Below are 26,067 nucleotides of genomic sequence, written 5' to 3'. Positions count from 1 at the left end.
CGGTGCGTTATGCGGTTCTGCGGATCAGGGCCAGGTACATCGCGTCCGTGCCGTGGAGGTGGGGCCAGAGCTGTACGTCGGGGCCCTCGCCGAGGGCGGGGACGCCGGAGAGGAGGGGGCGGGCGTCGAGGAGGTCGGCGCCGGGGTGCTGCTTGAGGACGTCCGAGACGACCGCGCGGGTCTCGGCGAGGTGGGGTGAGCAGGTCGCGTACGCGACCACGCCGCCGATCCGTACGGCGTCCAGGGCGTTGCGCAGCAGGCCGCGCTGGAGCGGGGCGAAACCCTCCAGGTCCTCGGGCCGGCGCCGCCAGCGCGCCTCGGGGCGGCGGCGGAGAGCGCCCAGGCCGGTGCAGGGCACGTCGACCAGGACGCGGTCGAAGCTGCCGGGCCGCCACGCCGGACGGGTGCCGTCGGCGGCGATCACCTGGTACGGCCCCGGGTTCCCGTCCAGCGCCTTGGCCACCAGTCCCGCGCGGTGCGGCTGCTTCTCCGAGGCGAGGAGGAAGGCGCCGCGTTCGGCGGCCAGGGCACCGAGCAGCGCGGCCTTGCCGCCGGGACCGGCGCACCCGTCGAGCCAGTGCCGGTCGGGGCCCTCCAGGGGCGCGCCCGCGAGGGCGAGGGCGACGAGCTGACTGCCCTCGTCCTGCACACCCGCGCGGCCCTCGCGTACGGCCTCGACGGCCCCGGGCTCGCCGCCTTCGCTGAGCCGCACCGCGTACGGCGACCAGCGGCCCGGCACGGCGGCCTCCTCGCCGAGCAGCTCGTCGGTGGTGGCCCGGCCGGGGCGGGCGACGAGGGTCACCTCGGGCCGCTCGTTGTCGGCGGCCAGCAGGTCCTCGATGCCGGCCCGGCCGCCGCCGAGCGAGTCCCACAGCGCGGAGACGACCCAGCGGGGGTGCGAGTGCACGACGGCGAGGTGGTCCTCGGGGTCCTCGTCGTAGGGCGGCGCGACCCGCTCCAGCCAGCCGTCGAGGTCGTCCCGCGCCACCTTGCGCAGCACGGCGTTGACGAACTTGGCCCGCCCGTCGCCGAGCACGACCCGCGCCAGCTCCACGGAGGCGGACACGGCGGCGTGGCTGGGGATCCGGGTGCCCAGGAGCTGGTGCACGCCGAGGCTCAGGACGTCCAGGACGGGCGGGTCGACCTCCCGCAGCGGCCGGTCGACGCAGTCGGCGATGATCGCGTCGTACGTCCCCTGCCGGCGCAGCGTCCCGTACACCAGCTCGGTCGCGAGGGCGGCGTCCCGGGCGTCGAACTTCTCGGGGCCCTCCTTCTCCCGCGCCTTGCGCAGCAGCGGGGGCAGCACCAGGTTGGCATAGGCGTCCCGCTCGTCCACCGCCCTGAGCGCCTCGAAGGCGAGCAGGCGGACGGGGTCCTTCTGCGGCCTGCGGTACGGCTTGCCGGGCTTGCGGGGACGACGAGGCTGCTCGCTCACGAAAAGGTGCTCCGGGTGTGTGGTGAAGTGCGCTGTCCAGCCTACGTCGGGCCGGTGAACGGTGATGCGGCGGTGGTCAGTCGCCCAGCAGCTCGCCCTCGGTGATCCGCGCCCCCCGCGCCCAGTCCGCGGCCCGCATCGGCTTCTTGCCCTGCGCCTGCACCCACAGCAGCTCGACGGCGTACGAGCCGGTGCCGACGTACACGTTGTTCTTGCCGGGGGCGAGCTGCCCCGGGGCGAGGTCGTTCCGGTCGGGGAGCGGGACCGCCTGTACGAGCTTGAGCCGCTCGCCCCGGAAGGTGGTCCAGGCACCGGGCGCCGGGGTGCACCCGCGCACCACCCGGTCCACGCGCAGCGCCGGGGCGGCCCAGTCGATCCGGGCGTCCTCGACGGTGATCTTCGGAGCGAGGGTCACACCGTCGGCCGGCTGCGGTACGGCGTCCAGGGTGCCGTCCTCGATGCCGTCCATGGTGGCCGCGAGCAGCCCGGCGCCGGCGAACGCGAGCCGGGTCAGCAGGTCGCCGCTGGTGTCGGTGGGCCGCACGGTCTCGGTGACCGTCCCGTAGACGGGGCCGGAGTCCAGGCCCTCCTCGATCAGGAAGGTGGAGGCGCCGGTGATCTCGTCGCCCGCCATGAGCGCGTGCTGCACGGGTGCGGCCCCGCGCCAGGCGGGCAGCAGGGAGAAGTGCAGGTTGACCCAGCCGCGGGCGGGCACGTCGAGGGCGACCCGGGGCAGCAGGGCCCCGTAGGCGACGACGGGGCAGCAGTCGGGCGCGATCGCGCGCAGCCGCTCCAGGAACTCGGGGTCGCGCGGCTTCGCCGGCTTGAGCACCTCGATGCCCGCCTCCTCGGCCCGCTCGGCCACGGGCGAGGCGACCATCCGGCGCCCGCGCCCGGCCGGAGCGTCGGGCCGCGTGACGACGGCGGCCACCTCGTGACGCCCGGAGGCGATCAGGGCGTCCAGAGCGGGAACGGCGACCTCGGGGGTACCGGCGAAGACGAGCTTCATGGGTGGGACGGGCCTCTCGGGCGGGGGCGTTGACGAGCAGCACACCAGTCTACGAGCCCGCACGAAACGGAACGCCGCCGACGGCGAGCCACCACGACGGCAGAGGTCAACCTCTCAACGGACTGGAAACGGGTGGTGCGCGGGTGGGTCATGGAAGCCGAGGGCCGAAGGCCGAGGCGCACAGCCAACCGAAACAGGCGCACGCATATGCCCCCACGCCCCCACCCCGTGACCCGCGGAGCCCCCACGCGTTGGTCAAGGAAGAGTTGACCACACCGGGCCGCCCGCGCGGCCCGATTCCTTTCAACGCCGGTTCGAGAGGCTTGTTCATGGCCGACCACGCAACCCACGACGCCCAGGCTCGGGCCAGCCTGCACTTGCTGGTGCGGGACATCGAGCGGGTCCGCCGGCAGGTGGACGCACTGCGCACCCTCACCGCCCAGCTGGGCAACGTCTACCGCCCGCGCCGCTCCGGCCCCTCCACGGGCTTCGTCGTCTACGGACGCGCCCCCGCCCCGACGGTCCGGCTCGCCCAGGAACTGCGGGACAGCGTCGAGACCCTGGTCACCGCCGCCGTGGACTTCGACCGCTCGCTCGGCTTCTCGTGGGACGCGGTGGGCTCCGCGCTCGGCGTCACCAAGCAGGCGGTACACCGCCGCTACGGCTCCCGCCGCGCCGCCGCCCAGCCGGTGGCGGCCGCCGAGGCGCCCGAGCACACCCCGGAGCCGACGGCCACCCGGCCGGTCAACGTGGGTCCCGGCCTCCCCACGGTGCCCACGGTCCCGGCCGCCCGTTCGATGCCGACCCAGCCGACGTCGAGCAGCCCGGCCTGGCGCGACGAGGTCCGGCCGACGGCCTTCCCCGGCCCGCGCAACGGCTGACGACACCGGCAGAACCGCCCTCCCGGATCCTTCGGGAGGGCGGTTCTGCCGTTTCACCCACCGGCTCCCGCGTGGGCGGCCCGCGCCCCTCAGCCGATGTCCGGCGGATCGATACGCACCCACACCGCCGCGTCGCTCCCCCGTGCCGTCCGCGCCGCCTGGGCGGCCTTCAGCGCACCGGCCAGCGCCGCCCCGCGCCCCGGCGGCACCCGGATCAGCGCCCGCTCCCAGTGCTCCCCGGGCGGCGGGGCACCCACTCGTCGCGGACGCCCTGCCGAGGTGACCGGCAGCGGCACCGGGCCCAGCACCTCGGCCTCGGGCGGCAGCTCCGCGGCGCCCAGGAAACCGGCCACCGCCTCCGGCGGCCCGGCCACGGCCGCCATCCTGGACACCGGCGGAAAGCCCAGCTCGGCCCGCTCGGCCAGCTCCCGCACCGCGTGACCGACGGGGTCCCAGCGCACCAGTGCCTGCACGGGCCTCAGGGTCGGCTCGGCGACGGCGACGACGGTGCCGCCGGCGCTCTGCGGGCGCACCAGCGCGGCGGCGGCCAGCCAGCGGCGCAGCGCGTCCTCACCCGCGCGCAGGTCGGGCCGCCCGAGCATCGCCCAGCCGTCGAGCAGCAGCGCCGCCGCGTAGCCGCCCTCGGCGACGGGCTCGGCGCCCGGGGTGCTGACGACCAGCGCGGGGGCCTGCGCCACGGTGTCCAGCACATGCTCGCGTCCGGAGGTGCGCACGGGCACCGCGGGGAAGGCGCGACCCAGCTCCTCGGCGGTGCGCCGCGCCCCCACCACCTGCGCGCGCAACCGGAAGGCGCCGCACTCCGGGCAGTGCCAGCCGCTCTCCTCGCGCCCGCACCAGCCGCACCGCAGCGCGGACCCGGACTCCTGCCCCTCCAGCGGCCCCGCGCAGTGCCGGCACCGCGCGGGCGTCCGGCACGCGGCGCACGCCATCCGCGGCACGTAGCCCCGCCGCGGCACCTGCACCAGCACCGGTCCGTGCCGCAGTCCGTCCCTGACGGCCTGCCAGGCGAGCGTCGGCAGCCGCGCGGCGCGGGCGGCCTCGTCCCGGGCCAGGTCGCCGTCGCCCACGGTGCGCACCAGCGGGGCCGCGGCCCGCACCTGGTCCCGGGCGGCGACCAGCGGCCGGGCCCAGCCGGTCTCCACGAGCTGGGCGGCCTCCACGGTGCAGCTCCAGCCGCCCAGCAGGAAGGCGCACCGGTCCTGGGCGGCGCGCAGCAGCAGCACCTCCCGCGCGTGCGGCTGCGGGGCGTGCGGCTCGCTGTGGCTGTCGTCGCCGTCGTCCCAGAGGGCGACCAGCCCGAGGTCGCGCACCGGCGCGAACATGGCCGCCCGGGTCCCGATGACGGCCCGTACGGCCCCCCGGCGCACCGCGAGCCACTGCGCGTACCGCTTCTCGGGTCCGGCGTCGGCGGTGAGCACCGCGTGCCGCCCCTCGCCCAGCAGGCCGGTCAGCGCGGCGTCGACGCGGGCGACCGCCCGTCCGTCCGGCAGGACGGCGAGCGCGCCCCGGCCGGAGGCCAGCGTGGCCGCCATCGCCCGCGCCAGCTCCTCGCTCCACTGCGGGCCGGGCAGCGCGTTCCACACCGCGCGGGGCGCGCTCCCCGAGGCGAGCGCCGCCACGAACGCCTCCCCTCGCTCGTACCGCGCCCAGGACCCCGGCTCCGGCGCCGACGGCGGGGGCAGCGGGTCCGGCGAGGCCCGCTTCTCGGCGCGCGCGTTGCGCGGGGGTACGGCGAGCTGGAGCACGTCGGCGAGGCTGCCCGCGTACCGGTCGGCGACGGCGCGCACGAGTCCCAGCAGCTCCTCGTCGAGGATCCGCTCGGGCGAGACGACCTGGGCCAGCGCCGCGAGGGGCCCCGAGTAGTCGGACTCGGCGCGCCGCTCGACGAGGAAGCCGTCGATGAGCCCGCCGCCCTCGCGCCGCCCGTCCCGCACCCGGTGCCGCCCGGCCCCGAAGCGCACCCGCACCCGCACACCGGGCTGCGCCTCGGCGTCCAGCTCCTCGGGCACCGCGTAGTCGAAGTACCGGTCGAGGTGGAGCACGCCCTTGTCGACGAGCACCCTGGCGACCGGCAGCTCACCGGCGAGCGCGGCTCCGCGCCAGGTCCGCGGCTTGGCCCGGGGCGTCTTCGCCCGGCGCACGGTCTCCCGGATGAGCGCGAGCTGCTCGGGCGGCGCGTCCTGCGCGCCGCCCTCGGCCGGTCCGTTCTCGCTGCTCACGCCTGCATTCTCGCAAAGGCCACTGACAACCGTGGACGCCCGCGATCACACCGTCCCGGTACCGGTCCGGCGCCGCACCCGGAACGCACCGGGGCCCGACGCCCCCCGTCGGGGACACCGGGCCTCGTGGCGTGCGAAGGACGCGTGCACGCCTCCTGGCGTGGCGCTCCGGGCGTCCTAGAGCCCCGCCGCCTTGCGCAGCGCGTCCACACGGTCGGTGCGCTCCCAGGTGAAGTCCGCCAGCTCACGGCCGAAGTGGCCGTAGGCCGCGGTCTGGGCGTAGATCGGGCGGAGCAGGTCGAGGTCGCGGATGATCGCGGCCGGACGGAGGTCGAAGACCTCGTCGATCGCCTTCTCGATCTTCTCAGCGTCGATCTTGGCGGTGCCGAAGGTCTCCACGAAGAGGCCGACCGGCTCGGCCTTGCCGATGGCGTAGGCCACCTGGACCTCGCAGCGGGCGGCGAGGCCCGCGGCGACCACGTTCTTGGCGACCCAGCGCATGGCGTAGGCGGCGGAGCGGTCGACCTTGGACGGGTCCTTGCCGGAGAAGGCGCCGCCGCCGTGGCGGGCCATGCCGCCGTACGTGTCGATGATGATCTTGCGGCCGGTGAGGCCGGCGTCACCCATCGGGCCGCCGATCTCGAAGCGGCCGGTGGGGTTGACCAGGAGCCGGTAGTTCTCCGTGTCCAGCTTGATGCCGTCGTCCAGCAGCGCCTTCAGCTCGGGCTCGACGACGAATTCCTTGATGTCCGGAGCCAGCAGGGACTCCAGGTCGATGTCGCTGGCGTGCTGGGAGGAGACCACGACCGTGTCGAGGCGGACGGCCTTGTCACCGTCGTACTCGATGGTGACCTGCGTCTTGCCGTCGGGGCGCAGGTACGGAATGGTCCCGTTCTTGCGGACGTCGGAGAGGCGCTTGGACAGGCGGTGCGCCAGGAAGACCGGCAGCGGCATCAGGGTCGGCGTCTCGTCGGACGCGTAGCCGAACATCAGGCCCTGGTCACCGGCGCCCTGCCGGTCCAGCTCGTCCTCGTCGCCCTCGACCCGGTTCTCGTAGGCCGTGTCGACACCCTGCGCGATGTCCGGGGACTGGGCGCCGATCGAGACCGAGACGCCGCAGGACGCGCCGTCGAAGCCCTTCTTCGAGGAGTCGTAGCCGATCTCCAGGATCTTGCCGCGGACGAGGGTGGCGATGTCCGCGTAGGCCTTGGTCGTGACCTCTCCGGCCACGTGCACCAGACCGGTGGTGATCAGGGTTTCGACGGCGACCCGAGAGGTCGGGTCCTCGCGCAGAAGCGCGTCGAGAATGGTGTCGCTGATCTGGTCAGCGATCTTGTCGGGGTGACCTTCGGTCACGGACTCCGAGGTGAACAGGCGACGGGACACAACGCTCCCTGGGGTTGCAGCGGCTGCTGGCTGATCATTGGCGGACGGCACGGGGAGCTGCACCCGGCGACGTCCAAGGAACAGTTTATCGGTCACGCTCGGCCGCGGACTCACCCGTCTCAGCTCTCGGAAGGGCTGTGACCTGCGGCACGCGCATTCTGCCCAGAACGAGGCGGCCTTGGCCAGGGCCGCCACGCTCGAATGCGCGGGGTTCGCGCGGACCGCCCGGCCGAATGGCTCATTCAGGCGAGTCGTTCGGCCACGAGGTCCCACACGGTCTCGGCCAGCGCCTCCTTGGGGCCGTGCGGAACCGGGGTCTCGCTGCCGTCGGCGCCGAGGACGACGGCCTCGTTCTCCTCGGAGCCGAAGGTCTTGCGCTCCCCCACCTCGTTGACCACGAGGAGGTCGCAGCCCTTGCGCTTCAGCTTCGCCCTGCCGTTGGCGAGGACGTCGTCGGTCTCGGCGGCGAAGCCGACGACCACCTGCCCGGAGCGGGCCCGGCTGCCGGAGACCTCGGCGAGGATGTCCGGATTCCGCACCAGGGCGATCGGCGCCGGTTCCTGGCCGTCCTTCTTCTTGATCTTCCCGGTGGCGTAGACGGCCGGGCGGAAGTCGGCGACCGCCGCGGCCATGACGACGGCGTCGGCGTCCGCCGCGGCCCGCAGCACCGCCTCGCGCAGCTCCACCGCGGTGCCCACCGGGACCACGTCCACGCCGGCCGGGTCCGGGAGCGACGGGTTCGCCGAGAGCAGGGTGACGCGGGCCCCGCGCGCGGCGGCGGTGCGGGCGAGGGCGTAGCCCTGCTTGCCGGAGGAGCGGTTCCCCAGGAACCGGACCGGGTCGAGGGGCTCCCGGGTGCCGCCGGCGCTGACCACGACGTGGCGTCCGGTGAGGTCCGGCTCCCGGGTGCCGCGGGCGAGCACCAGGCGGCAGACCTCGAAGATCCCGCCGGGGTCGGGCAGCCGGCCCTTGCCGGTGTCGACGCCGGTGAGGCGGCCGACGGCCGGCTCGACGACGACGGCGCCGCGGCGGCGCAGTGTCGCCACGTTCTCCTGGGTGGCCGGGTGCTCCCACATCTCGGTGTGCATGGCGGGGGCGAAGACGACCGGGCAGCGGGCCGTCAGGAGTGTGTTGGTGAGAAGGTCGTCGGCGAGGCCGTGGGCCGCCTTGGCCAGCATGTCGGCGGTGGCGGGCGCGACGACGACCAGGTCGGCGTGCTGCCCGATGCGCACGTGCGGGACCTCGTGGACGTCGTCCCACACCTCGGTCGACACGGGGTTCCCGGACAGGGCGGACCAGGTGGCGGCGCCGACGAAGTGCAGGGCGGAGGCGGTGGGGACGACCCGGACCTCGTGCCCCGACTCCGTGAACCTGCGCAGCAGCTCACAGGCCTTGTACGCGGCGATGCCGCCACTGACCCCCAGAACGACCTTGGGCTTGTCCACCGTCTCTCCCCGACTCGGATAACGCTTACGACCCATGACACACCACAGGCCCGACAGTCGGGCTGCCGGGCCTGTGGAAAAGTCAGCTTCAGGCTGAAAATACTACCGCCGATGTCGCCGGTACTACTGCGCCGGACCCTCGATGGCCTCGGAGGTCAGCAGCCCCGCGTTGATCTCGCGCAGGGCGATCGAGAGCGGCTTCTCGTGCACGTGGGTGTCGACGAGCGGACCGACGTACTCGAGGAGGCCCTCACCGAGCTGCGAGTAGTACGCGTTGATCTGGCGGGCCCGCTTGGCCGCGTAGATCACGAGGCTGTACTTCGAGTCCGTGGCCTCGAGGAGCTCGTCGATCGGCGGGTTGATGATGCCCTCGGGCGCGGAGATGGAAGAGGACACGCTCTACCTTCCGATGGATGGGAAAGATTCAGTCAGGGTGACCAGTAACGATCACACGACGTTCGTCAAGGCTAGCAGCTCGCGCGCCACGTCCTCGACGGAGGTGTTGACCAGTGTCTGGTCGAACTCCGGCTCGGCCGCCAGCTCGACCTTGGCCGTGTCGAGGCGGCGCTCGATCACGTCCGGCGGTTCGGTGCCGCGCCCGGTGAGCCGGCGCACCAGCTCCTCCCAGGAGGGCGGGGCGAGGAACACCAGCTGGGCCTCGGGCATGGAGGAGCGGACCTGCCGGGCGCCCTGGAGGTCGATCTCCAGGAGCACCGGCTCACCGGCCTCCAGGCGCTCCAGTACCGCCGTGCGCGGCGTGCCGTAGCGGTTGCCGGCGAACTCGGCCCACTCCAGCAGCTCCCCGTTGGCGATCAGCTTGTCCATCTCCTCGTCGGTGACGAAGAAGTAGTGGACACCGTGCTGCTCGCCCGGGCGGGGCCGGCGGGTCGTCGCCGACACCGACAGCCATACCTCGGGGTGTTCCTTGCGCATATGGGCGACGACCGTGCTCTTGCCGACCCCCGAGGGGCCGGAGAGCACGGTCAGCCGCGGACGTGCGTCCGGGGGTACGGGGGACGTCCCCCGGGGTGTTGCAGCCATGCCAGCGATTATTCCAGCAATCCCGGAGTGGTCCGGACTCAGCTGCCGGTGCTGCCGAACTCACGCTCCAGGGAGGCGATCTGGTTGGACCCGAGACCGCGCACGCGGCGGCTCTCGGAGATGCCCAGACGCTCCATGATCTGCTTGGCGCGGACCTTGCCCACGCCCGGCAGGGACTCGAGGAGGGCGGAGACCTTCATCTTGCCGATGACGTCGTTCTCCTGACCCTGCTTGATGACCTCGTGGAGGGAGGCGCCGGAGTGCTTGAGTCGATTCTTGACCTCGGCCCGCTCCCGGCGAGCCGCGGCGGCCTTTTCGAGCGCGGCTGCGCGCTGTTCAGGGGTAAGGGGCGGAAGAGCCACGCCTACGTCACCTCGGATGTCGAACTGTCGGATACGGACCGGTGAGGAACCTAGTCGCCCCACACCTGGGGAGCCGCGAGCAACACACGCTTGCCCGCCGACTCTCGACGGAGACTAGCGGTCAAGTCCGCCAGAGTCAGCGAGAACAGCGGAAAAGTCCTGGTCAGCCTCCGTCAGGCCAGACATTTAGGACATAATGCCTCGGATTTGAGGATGTATCCAAGGTCCGGACGTCCTAGGCCGCCGCCAAAGCGGTCCTGACCTCGTCGGCGAAGCGGTCCGTGGCCGTACGCAGCGCGGTCGCGTCCGGACCGTGACGAAGCACACCCCGGCTGACATTCGGCACCACATTGCGCACCGCCGCCCCGAACACCCGCGGCAGGTCCGCCGGGGTCGCCCCCTGGGCGCCGATGCCGGGCGCGAGAAGCGGTCCGTTGACGTCCAGGTCGTACGAGGACAGGTCGCCGAGGGTGGCGCCGACCACGGCGCCGAAGGAGCCGAGGGGCTCCTCCCCCGCGTTCTCGGCGGCCAGATGCGCCAGCATCGTCGCCCCCACGCTCCGCCCGTCGGACCGCACCGCGTGCTGGACCTCGCCGCCCTCCGGGTTGGAGGTCAGCGCCAGCACGAACAGGCCGGCGCCGCTCTCGCGCGCCAGGTCGACGGCCGGCCTCAGGGAGCCGTAGCCGAGGTAGGGCGAGACCGTCAGCGCGTCCGAGAACAGCGGCGCGTCCTTGTGCAGGAAGGACTCCGCGTAGGCGGCCATGGTCGAGCCGATGTCGCCGCGCTTGGCGTCCATCACGACCAGTGCCCCGGCCGCCCGCGCCTCCTCGACGCACTTCTCCAGGACGGCGACGCCGCGTGAACCGAAGCGCTCGAAGAAGGCGCTCTGCGGCTTGAGCACGGCCACCCGGTCCGCCGTCGCCTCGACCACGGTGCGGCTGAAGCGCTCCAGACCGGCCACGTCGTCGCCCAGCCCCCACTCGGCGAGCAGGGAGGCGTGCGGGTCGATGCCGACGCACAGCGGGCCGCGCTCGTCCATCGCGCGGCGCAGTCGGGCGCCAAAGGGCTCGAGTGCCGTCATGCGGGTCATCGGGGCTTCCTCACGTCGGCGCCGACCGCGTCGGCGAGGGTGGCGTAGGGGCTCTGCCGCAGCCGCGCGGCGAGGCCCTTGTGGACGGCACGGCCCCAGAACGGGCCCTGGTAGATGAACGCGCTGTAGCCCTGGACCAGCGTGGCGCCGGCCAGGATGCGCTCCCAGGCGTCCTCGGCGTTCTCCACGCCGCCGACGCCCACCAGGGTGATCCGGTCGCCCACGCGCGCGTACAGGCGGCGCAGGACCTCCAGGGAGCGCGCCTTGAGGGGCGCGCCGGACAGGCCGCCGGTCTCCCGCACGAGGGCGGGTGAGGAGGTCAGGCCCAGCCCCTCGCGCGCGATGGTGGTGTTGGTGGCGATGATGCCGTCCAGGCCGAGCTCCACGGCCAGGTCGGCGACCGCGTCCACGTCCTCGTCGGCGAGGTCCGGCGCGATCTTCACCAGGAGCGGGACGCGCCGTGCGGTGACCGCGCGGTCGGCGGCCTCGCGGACCGCCGTCAGGAGCGGGCGCAGCGCCTCGGTGGCCTGGAGGTTGCGCAGCCCGGGCGTGTTCGGGGAGGAGACGTTGACGACCAGGTAGTCGGCGTGCGGGGCGAGCCGTTCGGCGGACTTCACGTAGTCGCCGACGGCCTCCTCCTCCGGGACGACCTTGGTCTTGCCGATGTTGACGCCGACGACGGTCCGGAAGACGGGCGTGCGGGAGGCCAGGCGGGCGGCCACGGCCAGCGAGCCGTCGTTGTTGAAGCCCATCCGGTTGATCAGCGCCCGGTCGCCCACCAGCCGGAACAGCCGCTGCTTGGGGTTGCCGGGCTGCGGCTCCCCGGTCACGGTGCCGATCTCGACGTGGTCGAAGCCGAGCATCGCCATGCCGTCGACGGCGACGGCGTTCTTGTCGAAACCGGCGGCGAGCCCGAAGGGTCCGTGCATGCGCAGGCCCAGGGCCTCGGTGCGGAGTTCCTTGTGGCGGGGCGCGAGCGCGGCGGCGACGAAGGTGCGCAGCACGGGGACGCGGGCAGCCAGGCGGATCCAGCGGAAGGCCAGGTGGTGGGCCTGCTCCGGGTCCATGCGGGAGAAGAAGAGCTTGAAGAAGATCGTGTACATGTGTCCTCGTGACGCCTCTGCGGACGGTCGGCTCATGACGGAGACGGTCGGCTCATGAAGAGGGGGACACCGTTTCCGGTGTCCCCCTCGGGGCCGCTAGTCGCGGGCCGCGGTCAGGAATTCCGCGTGTTCCTGGAGCGAGCGCACTCCCACGTCTCCGTGGTTGAGGGCGTCGATGCCCTGGACCGCCGCCGCCAGTGCCTGGACGGTGGTCAGGCAGGGCACGGAGCGGGCCACGGCGGCCGTACGGATGTCGTAGCCGTCGAGGCGGCCGCCGGTGCCGTACGGGGTGTTGACGATGAGGTCGACGCCACCGTCGTGGATGAGCTGGACGATGGTCTTCTCGCCGTTGGGGCCGGGGCCCTCGGACTGCTTGCGGACCACCGTGGCGTTGATGCCGTTGCGCTTGAGGACCTCGGCGGTGCCGGAGGTGGCCATCAGCTCGAAGCCGTGGGCGACCAGCTCGCGGGCCGGGAAGATCATCGAGCGCTTGTCCCGGTTGGCGACCGAGATGAAGGCACGGCCCTTGGTGGGCAGCGGGCCGTAGGCGCCGGCCTGCGACTTGGCGTAGGCCGTGCCGAAGACCGAGTCGATGCCCATGACCTCGCCGGTGGAGCGCATCTCCGGGCCGAGCACCGTGTCGACGCCGCGGCCGTGGATGTCCCGGAAGCGGGACCACGGCATCACGGCCTCCTTGACGGAGATCGGCGCGTCCAGCGGCAGCTCGCCGCCGTCGCCGGTGGCCGGGAGCAGGCCCTCGGCGCGCAGCTCGGCGATGGTCGCGCCCAGCGAGATGCGGGCGGCGGCCTTGGCCAGCGGCACCGCGGTCGCCTTCGAGGTGAAGGGGACGGTGCGGGAGGCGCGCGGGTTGGCCTCCAGGACGTACAGGATGTCCCCGGCCAGCGCGAACTGGATGTTGATCAGGCCGCGTACGCCGACGCCCTTGGCGATGCCCTCGGTGGAGGCGCGCAGCCGCTTGATGTCGAAGCCGCCGAGCGTGATCGGGGGCAGGGCGCACGCCGAGTCGCCGGAGTGGATGCCGGCCTCCTCGATGTGCTCCATGACGCCGCCCAGGTACAGCTCCTCGCCGTCGTACAGCGCGTCGACGTCGATCTCGATGGCGTCGTCCAGGAACCGGTCGACGAGGACCGGCCGCGAGGGGCTGATCTCGGTCGACTCGGCGATGTACGCCTCCAGGCGGGTCTCGTCGTAGACGATCTCCATGCCGCGTCCGCCGAGGACGTAGGAGGGCCGTACCAGGACCGGGTAGCCGATCTCGTCGGCGATGCCCTTGGCCTCGGCGAAGGTGGTGGCGGTGCCGTGCTTGGGGGCGGGCAGGCCGGCCTCCGCGAGGACCCGGCCGAAGGCGCCGCGATCCTCCGCGGCGTGGATGGCCTCGGGCGAGGTGCCGACGACCGGCACGCCGTTGTCCTTGAGCGCCTGCGACAGGCCCAGCGGGGTCTGGCCGCCGAGCTGGACGACGACACCGGCGACCGGCCCGGCCTGCTGCTCCGCGTGGACGATCTCCAGGACGTCCTCCAGGGTGAGCGGCTCGAAGTACAGCCGGTCGGAGGTGTCGTAGTCGGTGGAGACGGTCTCCGGGTTGCAGTTGACCATCACGGTCTCGTACCCGGCGTCGCTGAGCGCGAAGGAGGCGTGGACGCAGGAGTAGTCGAACTCGATGCCCTGGCCGATGCGGTTCGGGCCGGAGCCCAGGATGATGACGGCCGGCTTCTCGCGCGGCGCGACCTCGGTCTCCTCGTCGTAGGAGGAGTAGAAGTACGGCGTCTGCGCGGCGAACTCGGCCGCACAGGTGTCGACCGTCTTGTAGACCGGGCGGATCCCGAGCGCGTGCCGGACCTCGCGGACGACGTCCTCGCGCAGGCCGCGGATCTCGCCGACCTGCTGGTCGGAGAAGCCGTGCCGCTTGGCCTCGGCGAGCAGGTCGGCGGTCAGCTCGGGCGCCGCGGTCAGCTCGTCGGCGGTCTCCTTGATCAGGAAGAGCTGGTCGACGAACCAGGGGTCGATCTTCGTGTACTCGAAGACCTCCTCGGGCGTGGCGCCCGCGCGGATGGCCTGCATGACCAGGTTGATGCGGCCGTCGGTGGGCCGGACGGCCTCGCGCAGCAGCTCGGCCTTGTCGCCCGTCTCGCCGACGAAGGTGAACTGGCTGCCCTTCTTCTCCAGCGAGCGCAGGGCCTTCTGGAAGGCCTCGGTGAAGTTGCGGCCGATGGCCATGGCCTCGCCGACCGACTTCATGGTGGTGGTGAGGGTGGAGTCGGCCTGCGGGAACTTCTCGAAGGCGAAGCGCGGGGCCTTGACGACCACGTAGTCGAGGGTCGGCTCGAAGGAGGCCGGGGTCTCGCGCGTGATGTCGTTCGGGATCTCGTCGAGCGTGTAGCCGACGGCCAGCTTGGCGGCGATCTTGGCGATCGGGAAGCCGGTCGCCTTGGAGGCGAGCGCCGAGGAGCGCGACACGCGCGGGTTCATCTCGATGACGATCACGCGACCGTCATCGGGGTTCACCGCGAACTGGATGTTGCAGCCGCCGGTGTCGACGCCGACCTCGCGGATGATCGCGATGCCGACGTCGCGCAGCACCTGGTACTCGCGGTCGGTCAGGGTCATCGCGGGCGCGACGGTGATCGAGTCGCCGGTGTGCACGCCCATGGGGTCGAAGTTCTCGATGGAGCAGACGACCACCACGTTGTCGTGCTTGTCGCGCATCAGCTCCAGTTCGTACTCCTTCCAGCCGAGGATGGACTCCTCCAGGAGCACCTCGGTGGTCGGCGAGAGAGTGAGGCCCTGACCGGCGATGCGGCGCAGTTCCTCCTCGTCGTGGGCGAAGCCGGAGCCGGCGCCGCCCATGGTGAAGGACGGGCGGACGACGACCGGGTAGCCGCCGAGCGCGTCGACGCCCTTGAGGACGTCGTCCATGGAGTGGCAGATGTAGGAGCGGGCGGACTCGCCGTGCCCGATCTTCTTGCGGACCTCCTCGACGACGCCCTTGAAGAGGTCGCGGTCCTCGCCCTTGTTGATCGCCTCGACGTTGGCGCCGATCAGTTCGACGCCGTACTTCTCCAGCACGCCCTGGTCGTGCATGGAGATCGCGGTGTTGAGGGCGGTCTGGCCGCCGAGCGTCGGCAGGAGCGCGTCGGGGCGCTCCTTGGCGATGATCTTCTCGACGAACTCGGGGGTGATCGGCTCGACGTAGGTGGCGTCGGCGATCTCCGGGTCGGTCATGATCGTCGCGGGGTTGGAGTTCACCAGGATGACGCGCAGACCCTCGGCCTTGAGCACGCGGCACGCCTGGGTGCCGGAGTAGTCGAACTCGGCGGCCTGGCCGATGACGATCGGGCCGGAGCCGATGACCAGGACGGACTGGATATCGGTGCGCTTAGGCACGCTGGCCCTCCATCAAAGCGGTGCTCATCAAAGACGTGAAGCGGTCGAACAGGTAGGCGGCGTCGTGCGGGCCGGCGGCCGCCTCGGGGTGGTACTGGACGCTGAAGGCCGGCCGGTCGAGGAGCTGGAGGCCCTCCACCACGTTGTCGTTGAGGCAGACGTGGGAGACCTCGGCGCGGCCGTAGGGGGTGTCGGAGACCCGGTCGAGCGGGGCGTCGACGGCGAAGCCGTGGTTGTGCGCGGTGACCTCGACCTTGCCGGTCGTACGGTCCTGCACCGGCTGGTTGATGCCGCGGTGGCCGTACTTCAGCTTGAAGGTGCCGAAGCCGAGCGCGCGGCCCAGGATCTGGTTGCCGAAGCAGATGCCGAAGAGGGGGGTGCCGCGCTCCAGGACGCCCCGCATGACGGAGACCGGGTGGTCGGCGGTGGCCGGGTCGCCGGGTCCGTTGGAGAAGAAGACGCCGTCCGGCTCGACGGCGTAGACGTCCTCGACGGTGGCCGTGGCGGGCAGCACGTGCACCTCGATGCCGCGCTCGGCCATGCGGTGCGGGGTCATGCCCTTGATGCCGAGGTCGATGGCGGCGACGGTGTACTTCTTCTCGCCGATCGCGGGGACGACGTACGCCTCGGTGGTGGCGACCTCGGCGGAGAGGTCGGCGCCGCTCATCTCGGGGGCCTGGCGGACCTCGGCGAGCATGGTGCCCTCGTCGGGCAGCGCGTGGCCGGAGAAGATGCCGACCCGCATGGCGCCGCGTTCGCGCAGGTGGCGGGTGAGGGCGCGGGTGTCGATGCCGGAGATGCCGACGACTCCCTGGGCGGCCAGCTCCTCGTCGAGGGAACGGGTGGAGCGCCAGTTGGAGGGCACACGCGCGGGGTCGCGGACGACGTAGCCGGCGACCCAGATCTTCTTCGACTCCATGTCCTCGTCGTTGACCCCGGTGTTCCCGACGTGCGGGGCGGTCATGACGACGACCTGGCGGTGGTACGACGGGTCGGTGAGGGTCTCCTGGTAGCCGGTCATTCCGGTGGAGAACACGGCTTCGCCGAAGGTGGCCCCCACGGCCCCGTAGGCGCGGCCGCGGAAGGTCCGGCCGTCCTCCAGGACGAGTACGGCGGGAGTCCTGTCAACTCCCCTGGTGGAGGTCGTCATCGTGCGCCTTCCGTTTCCGTCTTGTTGATCATGTCGTTCAGTGTTTCGACCCACTCGTTGTGCTCGGCCGCGTGGTCGGAGCGGAAGCCGGAGTCGATCAGCTTGTCGCCGTGCGCCCAGGTGACGACGAGCAGTCCGCCCTCGGTGAGGACCTTGCCCGCGATGCCCTTGTCGAGCCGGGCCTCGCGCAGTGCGGCGACGGGGACGAAGAAGTCGGCCGCGCCGGGGCGTACGACGTCCAGTCCCGTCTCCGTCAGGGTGAGCTCGACCCGGCTGCGGGTGCCCAGGCCGTGCGCCACGATGCGGTCCAGCCACTGCCCGGCGGTGGTGGAGCCGTGGTAGCGGCCGCTCAGTACCAGTCTCGCCGGGCCGGGGTCGTCCGGCGCGCTGGGCAGCTCGGGCAGGTCGCCCTGGAGGGTGCCACGCCACTTCCAGCCCTCGCGCATCAGCCAGTAGACGAGCGCGACGAACAGTCCGAGGCCGACGACCCAGCCGATGCGGGCGGCCCAGTCGGTCACTTGCGCCGATTCCTTCTCGGCGGCCAGCAGGATTACAGGTGTCACGTGAGCTTCCCGTCGACGAGCGTGGCCTTGCCCCGCAGCCACGTGTGCGTCACACGGCCCGGCAGCTCACGACCCTCGTACGGGGTGTTGCGGCTGCGCGAGGCGAAGCCCGCGGGGTCCACCTGGCCACGGTATTCCGTGTCGACGAGAGTGAGGTTGGCGGGCTCACCAGCCGAGACGGGACGGCCGTGTCCGGTGGCCTGTCCGATCTGCGCGGGCTTGACGGACATCCGGTCGGCGACGCCGGCCCAGTCCAGCAGGCCCGTGTCCACCATGGTCTCCTGGACCACCGACAGCGCGGTCTCCAGGCCCACCATCCCCATGGCGGCGGCGGCCCACTCGCAGTCCTTGTCCTCGTGCGGGTGCGGGGCGTGGTCGGTGGCGACGATGTCGATCGTGCCGTCGGCGAGCGCCTCGCGCAGCGCCAGGACGTCACGCTCGGTGCGCAGCGGCGGGTTGACCTTGTAGACCGGGTTGTACGACCGGACCAGCTCGTCGGTGAGGAGCAGGTGGTGCGGGGTGACCTCGGCGGTGACGTCGATGCCTCGGGACTTGGCCCAGCGGACGATCTCGACGGACCCGGCGGTCGACAGGTGGCAGATGTGGACGCGGGAGCCGACGTGCTCGGCGAGCAGCACGTCCCGCGCGATGACCGACTCCTCGGCCACCGCCGGCCAGCCGCCGAGGCCCAGCTCGGCGGAGACGACGCCCTCGTTCATCTGCGCGCCCTCGGTGAGGCGGGGCTCCTGGGCGTGCTGGGCGACGACGCCGTTGAAGGCCTTCACGTACTCCAGGGCGCGGCGCATGATCACGGCGTCGTGGACGCACTTGCCGTCGTCGGAGAAGACGGTGACGCCGGCCGCGGACTCGTGCATGGCGCCCAGCTCGGCGAGCTTGGCGCCCTCCAGGCCGACGGTCACGGCGCCGATGGGCTGCACGTCGCAGTAGCCGGATTCCTGGCCGAGCCGCCAGACCTGCTCGACGACGCCTGCGGTGTCGGCGACCGGGAAGGTGTTGGCCATGGCGAAGACGTTGGTGTAGCCGCCACTGGCCGCCGCCCGGGTGCCGGTCAGGACGGTCTCGGAGTCCTCGCGCCCGGGCTCGCGCAGGTGGGTGTGGAGGTCGACCAGGCCGGGCAGCAGCACCTTCCCGCCGGCTTCGACGACCTCGGCGCCCTCGGCGCTCAGCCCCGTACCGACCTCGGCGATCGTCGCGCCGTCGATCAGCACGTCCTGCGGCTCGCCGCCGAGCACCTTCGCACCGCGGATCAGGATCTTGCTCATGTGTCTTACTTCTCCTCGGTGGTGCGGGCGTGGGTGACGGCGGGCTCGTTGCCGCCCAGCAGCAGGTACAGGACGGCCATCCGGATGGAGACGCCGTTGGCGACCTGCTCGACGACGGTGCAGCGGTCGGAGTCGGCGACGTCGGCGGTGATCTCCATGCCGCGGACCATCGGGCCGGGGTGCATCACGATGGCGTGGTCGGGCATCTTCGCCATGCGTTCGCCGTCGAGGCCGTAGCGGCGGGAGTACTCGCGCTCGGTCGGGAAGAACGCGGCGTTCATGCGCTCGCGCTGCACGCGCAGCAGCATCACCGCGTCGGACTTGGGGAGCGTCGAGTCGAGGTCGTAGGAGACCTCGCAGGGCCAGGTCTCGACGCCGACCGGCAGCAGGGTGGGCGGGGCGACGAGGGTGACCTCGGCGCCGAGGGTGTGCAGCAGGTCGACGTTGGAGCGGGCGACCCTGCTGTGCAGGATGTCGCCGACCAGGGTGATCCGGCGGCCGTTCAGGTCCTTGCCGAGGCCGGCGTCGCGGCCGACCAGGCGGCGGCGCATCGTGAAGGCGTCGAGGAGGGCCTGGGTGGGGTGCTGGTGGGTGCCGTCGCCGGCGTTGACCACGGCCGCGTCGATCCAGCCGGAGGTGGCCAGCCGGTACGGGGCGCCGGAGGCGCCGTGCCGGATGACGACCGCGTCGACGCCCATGGCCTCCAGGGTCTGGGCGGTGTCCTTGAGGGACTCGCCCTTGGAGACGCTGGACCCCTTGGCGGTGAAGTTGATGACGTCCGCGGACAGGCGCTTCTCGGCGGCCTCGAAGGAGATCCGGGTCCGGGTGGAGTCCTCGAAGAAGAGGTTGACGACGGTCCGGCCGCGCAGGGTCGGCAGTTTCTTGATCGGCCGGTCCGCGACCCGGGCCATCTCCTCGGCGGTGTCGAGGATCAGGACGGCGTCGTCGCGGGTGAGGTCGGCGGCCGAGATGAGATGACGCTGCATCTGTCAGGCTCCGTAGGGCGAGTCAAGCGGAAGAGCGGGATAATTCGGGCGGCCAGGCACGCGCGGGGGCGCGCCGACGGGGCGTACGGCACGGGGGTGCGTACGCGCAGCGCTAGGGGTGGGCGCCCGGGGCGGCCGGCTTGGCACCGAGCAGCACGGTGTCGCGACCGTCCTCCTCGGCGAGCTGGACCTTGACCGTCTCCCGCAGCGACGTCGGGAGGTTCTTGCCGACGTAGTCGGCGCGGATGGGCAGTTCGCGGTGGCCCCGGTCGACGAGGACCGCGAGCTGCACCGCGCGCGGGCGGCCGATGTCGCCCAGCGCGTCGAGGGCGGCCCGGATGGTGCGGCCGGAGAAGAGCACGTCGTCGACGAGGACGACCAGGCGGCCGTCGATGCCGTCACCGGGGATGTCGGTGCGGGCCAGGGCGCGCGGCGGGTGCATGCGCAGGTCGTCGCGGTACATGGTGATGTCGAGCGAGCCGACCGGCATCTTGCGTTCGGTGATGTGCTCCAGCTTGTCGGCGAGCCGCCGGGCGAGGAAGACGCCTCTGGTCGGGATGCCGAGGAGCACCACGTCGTCGGCGCCCTTGGCGCGCTCGACGATCTCGTGGGCGATGCGGGTCAGGACCCGTGCGATGTCGGGTCCCTCCAGGACGGGCCGTGCGTACGGCTGCGCGTCCTGCGTGTCCTGCTTGTCCATGGGAAACGGACCCCCTTCTCCGCCTCACGGGACGGATCTTAAAGGACGTCGGATATGCGCCACCTACGGTAGCAGGCACACATGACCGCGTAGGCGGCACCCCCGACACCCCCCTGTCACTCTTCTGCCGCATCCGTGTCACCCGCTCGGAGCAATGGATGGCGGATACCACGGAAGAGTCGGTGCGGCCCATTCGGCTTGACGCAGCAGAGTAACGCTGCGTAACCTCACAGTGAGTTACCAGCCGCGCGAGCCGGCAGACAGAGCCTGCCGCGTCGACACCTTGTCCGGGGAGCCATATGTCCAGCGAATACGCCAAACAGCTCGGGGCCAAGCTCCGGGCCATCCGCACCCAGCAGGGCCTTTCCCTCCACGGTGTCGAGGAGAAGTCCCAGGGCCGCTGGAAGGCCGTCGTGGTCGGCTCGTACGAGCGCGGCGACCGTGCCGTGACCGTGCAGCGCCTCGCCGAGTTGGCGGACTTCTACGGCGTTCCCGTACAGGAGCTGCTGCCGGGCACCACCCCGGGCGGTGCCGCCGAGCCGCCGCCGAAGCTGGTCCTGGACCTGGAGCGGCTGGCCACGGTGCCGGCCGAGAAGGCGGGCCCCCTCCAGCGGTACGCGGCCACGATCCAGTCGCAGCGCGGTGACTACAACGGCAAGGTGCTCTCCATCCGCCAGGACGACCTGCGCACACTCGCCGTCATCTACGACCAGTCGCCCTCGGTCCTGACCGAGCAGCTGATCAGCTGGGGCGTCCTGGACGCGGACGCGCGCCGCGCGGTGGCGTCCCACGACGAACTCTGAGCCCCACACACCTCAGCAGAAACGTGCCGCCGGGGTGGCCGGAACCGAATGGTCCTGGCCACCCCGGCGGCGTTTTCACGTCCGGAAGCTCAGCACACCCAGGGGCGCGGGGCTGGGTCGACCCTGCGGCCACCGCCGCGTGGGCGTGATCAGCCACGGACTACCCGCAGCCGCCCCTCCCAGCACCCCTACGGCGCCGCGTCCTACGCGCCACCTGCGGAGTCACGGCGCAGCGAGGGCTTCAGGTCCTTCAGCCGGCCGAGCAGGCCGTTGACGAACGCGGGCGAGTCGTCCGTAGAGAACTCCTTCGCCAGCTGCACCATCTCGTCCAGGACGACGGCGTCCGGAGTCGCGTCGACCCAGACCAGCTCGTACGCGCCCAGGCGCAGGATGTTGCGGTCGACGACGGGCATCCGGTCGAGCGTCCAGCCGACCGCGTACTGCGCGATCAGCTCGTCGATGCGCTCGGCGTGGGCGGCGTAGCCCTCGACCAGCTCCATCGTGAACTCGCTCACCGGCGGCTGCCGGGTGTCGGACCGGGAGTGCCGGACCCAGTCGGCGAGCACCGTCAGGACGTCGGCGCCGCGCTGATCGCCCTCGAAGAGGATCTGGAACGCGCGCTTGCGGGCCGTGTTGCGAGCAGCCACGGTTAGCTGTTCACCCGGCCGAGGTAGTCACTGGAACGGGTGTCGACCTTGATCTTCTCACCGGTGGTGATGAAGAGCGGGACGTTGATCTGGTGACCGGTCTCCAGGATGGCGGGCTTGGTGCCGCCGGTGGAGCGGTCGCCCTGGACGCCCGGCTCGGTCTCCTGGATGGTCAGCTCGACGGCGGCGGGCAGCTCGACGAAGAGCACCTCGCCCTCGTGCTGCGCGACGGTGGCGGTGAAGCCCTCCACCAGGAAGTTGGCGGCGTCGCCGACGGCCTTGCGGTCGACGTGCAGCTGGTCGTAGGTCTCCATGTCCATGAAGACGAAGTAGTCGCCGTCCATGTACGAGAACTGCATGTCACGCTTGTCGACAGTGGCCGTCTCGACCTTGACGCCGGCGTTGAAGGTCTTGTCGACGACCTTGCCGGAAAGCACGTTCTTGAGCTTGGTGCGCACGAAGGCCGGGCCCTTGCCGGGCTTGACGTGCTGGAACTCGACGACGGACCAGAGCTGGCCGCCTTCGAGCTTGAGCACCATGCCGTTCTTGAGGTCGTTCGTGGAAGCCACGGTTGCGGAATCTCCTGGACTGGACTGACGTGGACGACCCCGGAGCGTACGCACGAGCGCGAGGCTAGAGCGCGAGCAGCTCCTTGGTCGTGATGGTGAGTAGCTCGGGTCCGCCGTCCGCCTCGGGGCGCACGACGAGCGTGTCATCGATCCGGACCCCGCCCCGGCCCGGGAGGTGGACCCCGGGTTCGACGGTGACCGGCACACAAGCGTCCAGTTTACCCATGGCCGCAGGAGCCAACTGCGGGTCCTCGTCGATTTCGAGTCCGACGCCGTGACCGGTGAGCGCCGGGAGGTGTTCACCGTACCCCGCCGAGTCCAGCGCCTGGCGGGCGGCCCGGTCCACGTCACGGCAGGCGGCACCGGGTGCGAGCGCCTCCCGTCCGGCCCGCTGGGCGGAGAAGACGAGGTCGTACAACTCGATCTGCCAGTCGGCCGGCGAGGTGCCGATGACGAACGTACGCCCGATCTCGCAGCGGTAGCCGCGGTAGGTCGCACCCAGGCAGACCGAGAGGAAGTCACCCTCCTCCACGCGCCGGTCGGTGGGGCGGTGGCCGCGGCGCCCCGAGTTCGGTCCGGTGCCCACGGAGGTGGGGAAGGCGGGGCCGTCGGCGCCGTGGTCGACCAGGCGGCGCTCCAGCTCCAGGGCGAGATGCCGTTCGGTGCGGCCGACCAGGATGGACTCCAGGAGTTCACCGAGGGCCTGGTCGGCGATCTCGGCGCCGATGCGCAGGCAGGAGATCTCCTCCTCGTCCTTGACCACCCGGAGCTGTTCGACCGCCTGGCCCAGGTCGGTCAGGCGCAGCAGGGGTGCGACGGAGCGCATGGCGCGGTGCCGGACGACGGTGAGGTGGTGGTCCTCGGTGGCGAGGGACTCGGCGCCCTGGGTCGCGGCGAAGCCGGTCGCCGCGACGGCGGCGTCGCCGCCGGGTCCCGGCAGCGCCCGCACCGGGAGCGACTCGTCCGGCCTGGCCTGGGCCGGCCGGTCGTCCAGCGGGCCGGAGCAGACCAGCAGGTCCTCGGTCTTGCCGAGGAGCAGCACGGCGCCGTGCGGGGCGGCGCCCGCGAGATAGCGCACGTTGGCGGGCCGGGAGACGAGCGCCGCCGCGCTGCCGCCCGCGTTGCAGCGTTCCCGTAGGCGCGTCCGGCGGGCCGCGTACACCTCTGACATGCCCCGAGCGTATGGGCTCCGCTGCGGGGGCGCCGCCTGGGAGAGGCCGAGTGGGGATGCGGGGGTGCGCCTAGGGGGGTGTGGGTGCTGTCGTGTGGCGGCTGCGGGCCGGTGGGGCTTCTCGCGCGGTTCCCCGCGCCCCTTCGGGGCGCGGCGCCTACCAGGCCGGCGGGCTCGCTATCGAGCGGGACAGGACCTCGTTCAGGACCTGGGCGGTTTCGGGGACGTCGAGTTGGGAGTTGTCGATGATGGGGAGGCCGGAGCCGTACCAGCCGGCCATGCGGCCGTGGATGCGGGCGACCTCCTCGTCGGTGAGGCGCCTGTTGCCGCTGCGTTCGGCGTTGCGTTCCAGGACGATGTCCAGGCCCGGCAGCAGGACGACCGGGAGCAGGCCGGGACCCACGTGCCGCTTCCAGCCGCCGAGGCCGACGACCGGGCGGTCCGGGAAGACCGCGTCGTCGAGGATGCAGGAGATGCCGTTGGCGAGGAAGTTGCGCGCGGAGAAGCCACAGGTGCGGCGGGCGAGGCGGTACTGCGCCTCCGAGTGCTCGTTCCACCCGGTCTGGGGGTCGGCGAAGCCGGAGCGGACCCATTCGCGGACGTCGTCGAGGCTGATGTGCGCGGTGGGGACCCGGCGGTGGTCCGCCCAGTACTTGGCGACGCTGGTCTTGCCGGCACCGGCGGGGCCGATGAGCAGTACCGCCAGGGTGGTCGTGGTGGAGTCGGGTGCGGCGGCCGTCGCGGGGGGCACGCTGGGCACGGCGACGGGGCCGCCGGGCGGCAGCCGTACGTGGCCGGTGGTGTCCGGCACGGGCGGGGCCGGGGCCGGCTGGTGCCCACCCGCTGCCGGTCCGGGGGCCGGGTGCGGCGCCGCCGTCTGCGGCGGGGCCGCGGGACCGGGGGCCCGCATCGGGTACTCCGGCGCCTGAGGCGGCGGCACGGGCGCGGGTCCCTGGTGCGGGCCCGGGTGGTGTGCGGCCGGGGACCAGCCGGCGACCGGTCCGTGCCCCGGCTGGTGGGGCGGCGGCAGCGGCGAACCCACGGGGTGCTGCATCCGGTGCCACTCCGTCTCGTACAGGTGATGAGCGCTGACAGCGGGACGGGGGCCCCGCGTGCTACCGAACGGTACCGCCCCCGGCCGTCCTTTGGTGAACGGCCGGGGGCGGCACTAAGTGCCCGTCGCGGGCGGCGAATCGGACGGATGGTGCACCGGGGTACTACTCACCCACCTCGCCGTAGGCGGCGAGCAGGACGGCCGGGTCGGGGCCCTCCAGCACGGTGGGCTTGGCGAGTCCGTCCAGGACGATGAAGCGGAGCAGGTCGCCGCGCGACTTCTTGTCGACCCTCATGTTCTCGACGAGCTTGGGCCACTGGTCGTGGCGGTAGTGCAGCGGCAGGCCGACCGCTTCGAGGATCGTGCGGTGCCGGTCGGCGGTGGCGTCGTCCAGGCGGCCCGCGAGGCGCCCCAGTTCGGCGGCGAAGTGCATGCCGACCGCGACGGCGGCGCCGTGCCGCCACTTGTAGCGCTCGTTCTTCTCGATGGCGTGGCCGAGCGTGTGACCGTAGTTGAGGATCTCCCGGAGGCCGGCCTCCTTCAGGTCGGAGGAGACGACCTCGGCCTTGACCTTGATGGACCGCACGATCAGCTCGGCGGTGTGCGGTCCGGCCGGGGTGCGCGCGGCCTGCGGGTCGGACTCGATCAGGTCCAGGATCACCGGGTCGGCGATGAAGCCGGCCTTGATGACCTCGGCAAGACCGGAGACGTAGTCGTTGACCGGCAGCGAGTCCAGGGCGGCCAGGTCGCACAGGACGCCGGCCGGCGGGTGGAAGGAGCCGACGAGGTTCTTGCCCTCGGCGGTGTTGATGCCGGTCTTGCCGCCGACGGCCGCGTCCACCATGGCCAGCACGGTGGTGGGGACCGCGATCCAGCGGACCCCGCGCAGCCAGGTCGCGGCCACGAACCCGGCGAGGTCGGTGCTGGCGCCGCCGCCGACACCGATGATGACGTCGGTGCGGGTGAACCCGGACTGGCCGAGCGCCTTCCAGCAGTAGGCGGCGACCTCCGCGGTCTTGGCCTCCTCGGCGTTGGGCACCTGGATGGCGACCGCCTCGTAGCCCTGCTCGGCGAGGTCGGCGCGCAGGGCGTCGCCGGTCTCGGCGAGCGCCTCGGGGTGGATCACCGCGACCCGCTTGGCCCGGTCGCCGATCAGGCCGCCCAGCTCGCCCAGGAGCTGACGGCCCACCAAGACCTCGTAGGGGTCGGACCCCGCGGTGCCGTCGATCCGGATCCGGGTGACTGCCTCGCTCATGCTTCCTTCAACTCCAGTGCGTCCAGCGCGGCTTGGGTGACTTCCTCGGGCGTGCGGCCGTCGGTGGCCACGACCACCGTGGCCGCCTCCTCGTACAGGTGCCGACGGGCCTCCATCAGTTCGCGCCACTGCTTGCGCGGGTTGACCGCCAGCAGGGGACGCGCGGCGTTGAGGCCGGTCCGTTTGACGGCCTCGTCGACGGCCATGGAGAGGTAGACGACCCGCTGCCCGGCGAGCAGGGCACGCGTGTCCGCGTCCAGGATCGCGCCGCCGCCCAGGGCGAGCACGCCGTCGTGCCCGGTGAGCGCCGTGCGCACGGCGTTCTTCTCCAGCTCCCGGAAGACGGGCTCGCCCTCGTCCACGAAGATCTCGGCGATGCTGCGCCCCTGGGCGGAGACGATGTCCTCGTCGGTGTCCCGGTAGCCCACGCCGAGCCGCTCGGCCAGCAGCTGTCCGACGGTGGACTTGCCCACGCCCATCGGGCCGACG

24 protein-coding genes are annotated in these 26,067 nt (G+C 72.3%); 2 read left to right on the top strand and 22 right to left on the bottom strand.

Annotated features, from left to right (window positions below):
• Positions 1–7 precede the first annotated feature (7 nt).
• Entirely contained in the window at positions 8–1,435 is a 1,428-nt protein-coding gene (locus ACGF3J_RS34270; protein WP_161332826.1) for a transcription antitermination factor NusB, read from the bottom strand.
• A gap of 76 nt (positions 1,436–1,511) precedes the next feature.
• Positions 1,512–2,444, bottom strand: coding sequence for a methionyl-tRNA formyltransferase (gene fmt / locus ACGF3J_RS34265; protein ID WP_161332827.1), 933 nt, complete (start codon positions 2,442–2,444; stop codon positions 1,512–1,514).
• A 329-nt stretch (positions 2,445–2,773) separates the two neighbouring features.
• On the opposite strand from fmt, the gene ACGF3J_RS34260 reads away from it, so the two are divergent.
• Complete coding sequence (locus tag ACGF3J_RS34260; RefSeq protein WP_161332828.1) at positions 2,774–3,325, top strand: hypothetical protein; 552 nt, start codon at positions 2,774–2,776, stop codon at positions 3,323–3,325.
• An 89-nt stretch (positions 3,326–3,414) separates the two neighbouring features.
• Here the strand turns inward: ACGF3J_RS34260 and ACGF3J_RS34255 are convergent, their stop codons facing one another.
• From ACGF3J_RS34255 to pyrR, 14 genes are all read right to left on the bottom strand, one after another.
• Complete coding sequence (locus ACGF3J_RS34255; RefSeq protein WP_393855547.1) at positions 3,415–5,565, bottom strand: primosomal protein N'; 2,151 nt, start codon at positions 5,563–5,565, stop codon at positions 3,415–3,417.
• 177 nt (positions 5,566–5,742) lie between these two features.
• Positions 5,743–6,951 (bottom strand): methionine adenosyltransferase, encoded by a 1,209-nt coding sequence (gene metK, locus ACGF3J_RS34250; RefSeq protein WP_161327864.1) that lies wholly within the window; start codon positions 6,949–6,951, stop codon positions 5,743–5,745.
• Between the two features lie 242 nt (positions 6,952–7,193).
• Positions 7,194–8,396, bottom strand: coding sequence for a bifunctional phosphopantothenoylcysteine decarboxylase/phosphopantothenate--cysteine ligase CoaBC (gene coaBC, locus ACGF3J_RS34245; RefSeq protein ID WP_161327863.1), 1,203 nt, complete (start codon positions 8,394–8,396; stop codon positions 7,194–7,196).
• Positions 8,397–8,519: 123 nt separating this feature from the next.
• The gene (rpoZ, locus tag ACGF3J_RS34240) at positions 8,520–8,792 is read right to left on the bottom strand and encodes a DNA-directed RNA polymerase subunit omega (protein WP_003977348.1); all 273 of its coding nucleotides are present in this window, start codon (positions 8,790–8,792) and stop codon (positions 8,520–8,522) included.
• Between the two features lie 51 nt (positions 8,793–8,843).
• Positions 8,844–9,437 carry a guanylate kinase gene (gene gmk / locus ACGF3J_RS34235; RefSeq protein ID WP_161327862.1) on the bottom strand — a complete coding sequence of 198 codons (594 nt, stop codon included), beginning with the start codon at positions 9,435–9,437 and terminating at the stop codon, positions 8,844–8,846.
• Between the two features lie 38 nt (positions 9,438–9,475).
• Positions 9,476–9,799 carry an integration host factor gene (locus tag ACGF3J_RS34230; protein WP_003977346.1) on the bottom strand — a complete coding sequence of 108 codons (324 nt, stop codon included), beginning with the start codon at positions 9,797–9,799 and terminating at the stop codon, positions 9,476–9,478.
• A gap of 235 nt (positions 9,800–10,034) precedes the next feature.
• Positions 10,035–10,880: an orotidine-5'-phosphate decarboxylase gene (pyrF, locus tag ACGF3J_RS34225; RefSeq protein WP_161327866.1), complete on the bottom strand. Its 846-nt coding sequence runs from the start codon at positions 10,878–10,880 to the stop codon at positions 10,035–10,037.
• A gap of 5 nt (positions 10,881–10,885) precedes the next feature.
• A complete protein-coding gene (locus tag ACGF3J_RS34220) occupies positions 10,886–11,992 on the bottom strand; it encodes a quinone-dependent dihydroorotate dehydrogenase (protein ID WP_161327865.1) in 1,107 nt (368 codons plus the stop codon).
• Positions 11,993–12,088: 96 nt separating this feature from the next.
• Complete coding sequence (gene carB, locus ACGF3J_RS34215) at positions 12,089–15,397, bottom strand: carbamoyl-phosphate synthase large subunit (protein ID WP_161327861.1); 3,309 nt, start codon at positions 15,395–15,397, stop codon at positions 12,089–12,091.
• A complete protein-coding gene (gene carA, locus ACGF3J_RS34210) occupies positions 15,390–16,547 on the bottom strand; it encodes a glutamine-hydrolyzing carbamoyl-phosphate synthase small subunit (protein WP_161327860.1) in 1,158 nt (385 codons plus the stop codon). The genes carB and carA overlap by 8 nt, the downstream gene beginning before the upstream one ends.
• Positions 16,544–17,110: a hypothetical protein gene (locus tag ACGF3J_RS34205; RefSeq protein ID WP_161327859.1), complete on the bottom strand. Its 567-nt coding sequence runs from the start codon at positions 17,108–17,110 to the stop codon at positions 16,544–16,546. Before ACGF3J_RS34205 ends, carA begins: the two co-directional genes overlap by 4 nt.
• On the bottom strand, positions 17,107–18,393 hold the full coding sequence (locus tag ACGF3J_RS34200) for a dihydroorotase (protein ID WP_161327858.1): 1,287 nt from the start codon (positions 18,391–18,393) through the stop codon (positions 17,107–17,109). The genes ACGF3J_RS34205 and ACGF3J_RS34200 overlap by 4 nt, the downstream gene beginning before the upstream one ends.
• Positions 18,394–18,398: 5 nt before the next feature.
• On the bottom strand, positions 18,399–19,379 hold the full coding sequence (locus ACGF3J_RS34195) for an aspartate carbamoyltransferase catalytic subunit (RefSeq protein ID WP_161327857.1): 981 nt from the start codon (positions 19,377–19,379) through the stop codon (positions 18,399–18,401).
• 112 nt (positions 19,380–19,491) lie between these two features.
• Positions 19,492–20,079: a bifunctional pyr operon transcriptional regulator/uracil phosphoribosyltransferase PyrR gene (gene pyrR, locus ACGF3J_RS34190; protein ID WP_161327856.1), complete on the bottom strand. Its 588-nt coding sequence runs from the start codon at positions 20,077–20,079 to the stop codon at positions 19,492–19,494.
• A gap of 299 nt (positions 20,080–20,378) precedes the next feature.
• On the opposite strand from pyrR, the gene bldD reads away from it, so the two are divergent.
• Positions 20,379–20,882 carry a transcriptional regulator BldD gene (gene bldD / locus ACGF3J_RS34185; RefSeq protein ID WP_003977337.1) on the top strand — a complete coding sequence of 168 codons (504 nt, stop codon included), beginning with the start codon at positions 20,379–20,381 and terminating at the stop codon, positions 20,880–20,882.
• 203 nt (positions 20,883–21,085) lie between these two features.
• Here the strand turns inward: bldD and nusB are convergent, their stop codons facing one another.
• The 6 genes from nusB to ACGF3J_RS34155 form a co-directional block, all read right to left on the bottom strand.
• Entirely contained in the window at positions 21,086–21,529 is a 444-nt protein-coding gene (gene nusB / locus ACGF3J_RS34180; RefSeq protein ID WP_161327855.1) for a transcription antitermination factor NusB, read from the bottom strand.
• Between the two features lie 2 nt (positions 21,530–21,531).
• Complete coding sequence (gene efp / locus ACGF3J_RS34175) at positions 21,532–22,098, bottom strand: elongation factor P (RefSeq protein WP_055415926.1); 567 nt, start codon at positions 22,096–22,098, stop codon at positions 21,532–21,534.
• A gap of 64 nt (positions 22,099–22,162) precedes the next feature.
• Entirely contained in the window at positions 22,163–23,269 is a 1,107-nt protein-coding gene (locus ACGF3J_RS34170; RefSeq protein ID WP_161327854.1) for an aminopeptidase P family protein, read from the bottom strand.
• A 157-nt stretch (positions 23,270–23,426) separates the two neighbouring features.
• The gene (locus ACGF3J_RS34165; protein WP_161327853.1) at positions 23,427–24,323 is read right to left on the bottom strand and encodes a Pro-rich N-terminal domain-containing protein; all 897 of its coding nucleotides are present in this window, start codon (positions 24,321–24,323) and stop codon (positions 23,427–23,429) included.
• 163 nt (positions 24,324–24,486) lie between these two features.
• Complete coding sequence (aroB, locus tag ACGF3J_RS34160) at positions 24,487–25,578, bottom strand: 3-dehydroquinate synthase (protein ID WP_122617185.1); 1,092 nt, start codon at positions 25,576–25,578, stop codon at positions 24,487–24,489.
• A complete protein-coding gene (locus ACGF3J_RS34155; protein ID WP_202557849.1) occupies positions 25,575–26,057 on the bottom strand; it encodes a shikimate kinase in 483 nt (160 codons plus the stop codon). Before ACGF3J_RS34155 ends, aroB begins: the two co-directional genes overlap by 4 nt.
• Positions 26,058–26,067 lie beyond the last annotated feature (10 nt).

Source organism: Streptomyces sp. NPDC048171 (assembly GCF_043202655.1).
In the GTDB taxonomy this organism is placed as follows: domain Bacteria; phylum Actinomycetota; class Actinomycetes; order Streptomycetales; family Streptomycetaceae; genus Streptomyces.
The sequence above is the reverse complement of the archived record's forward strand: the minus strand, read 5'-3'. Positions and strand labels throughout refer to the sequence as shown.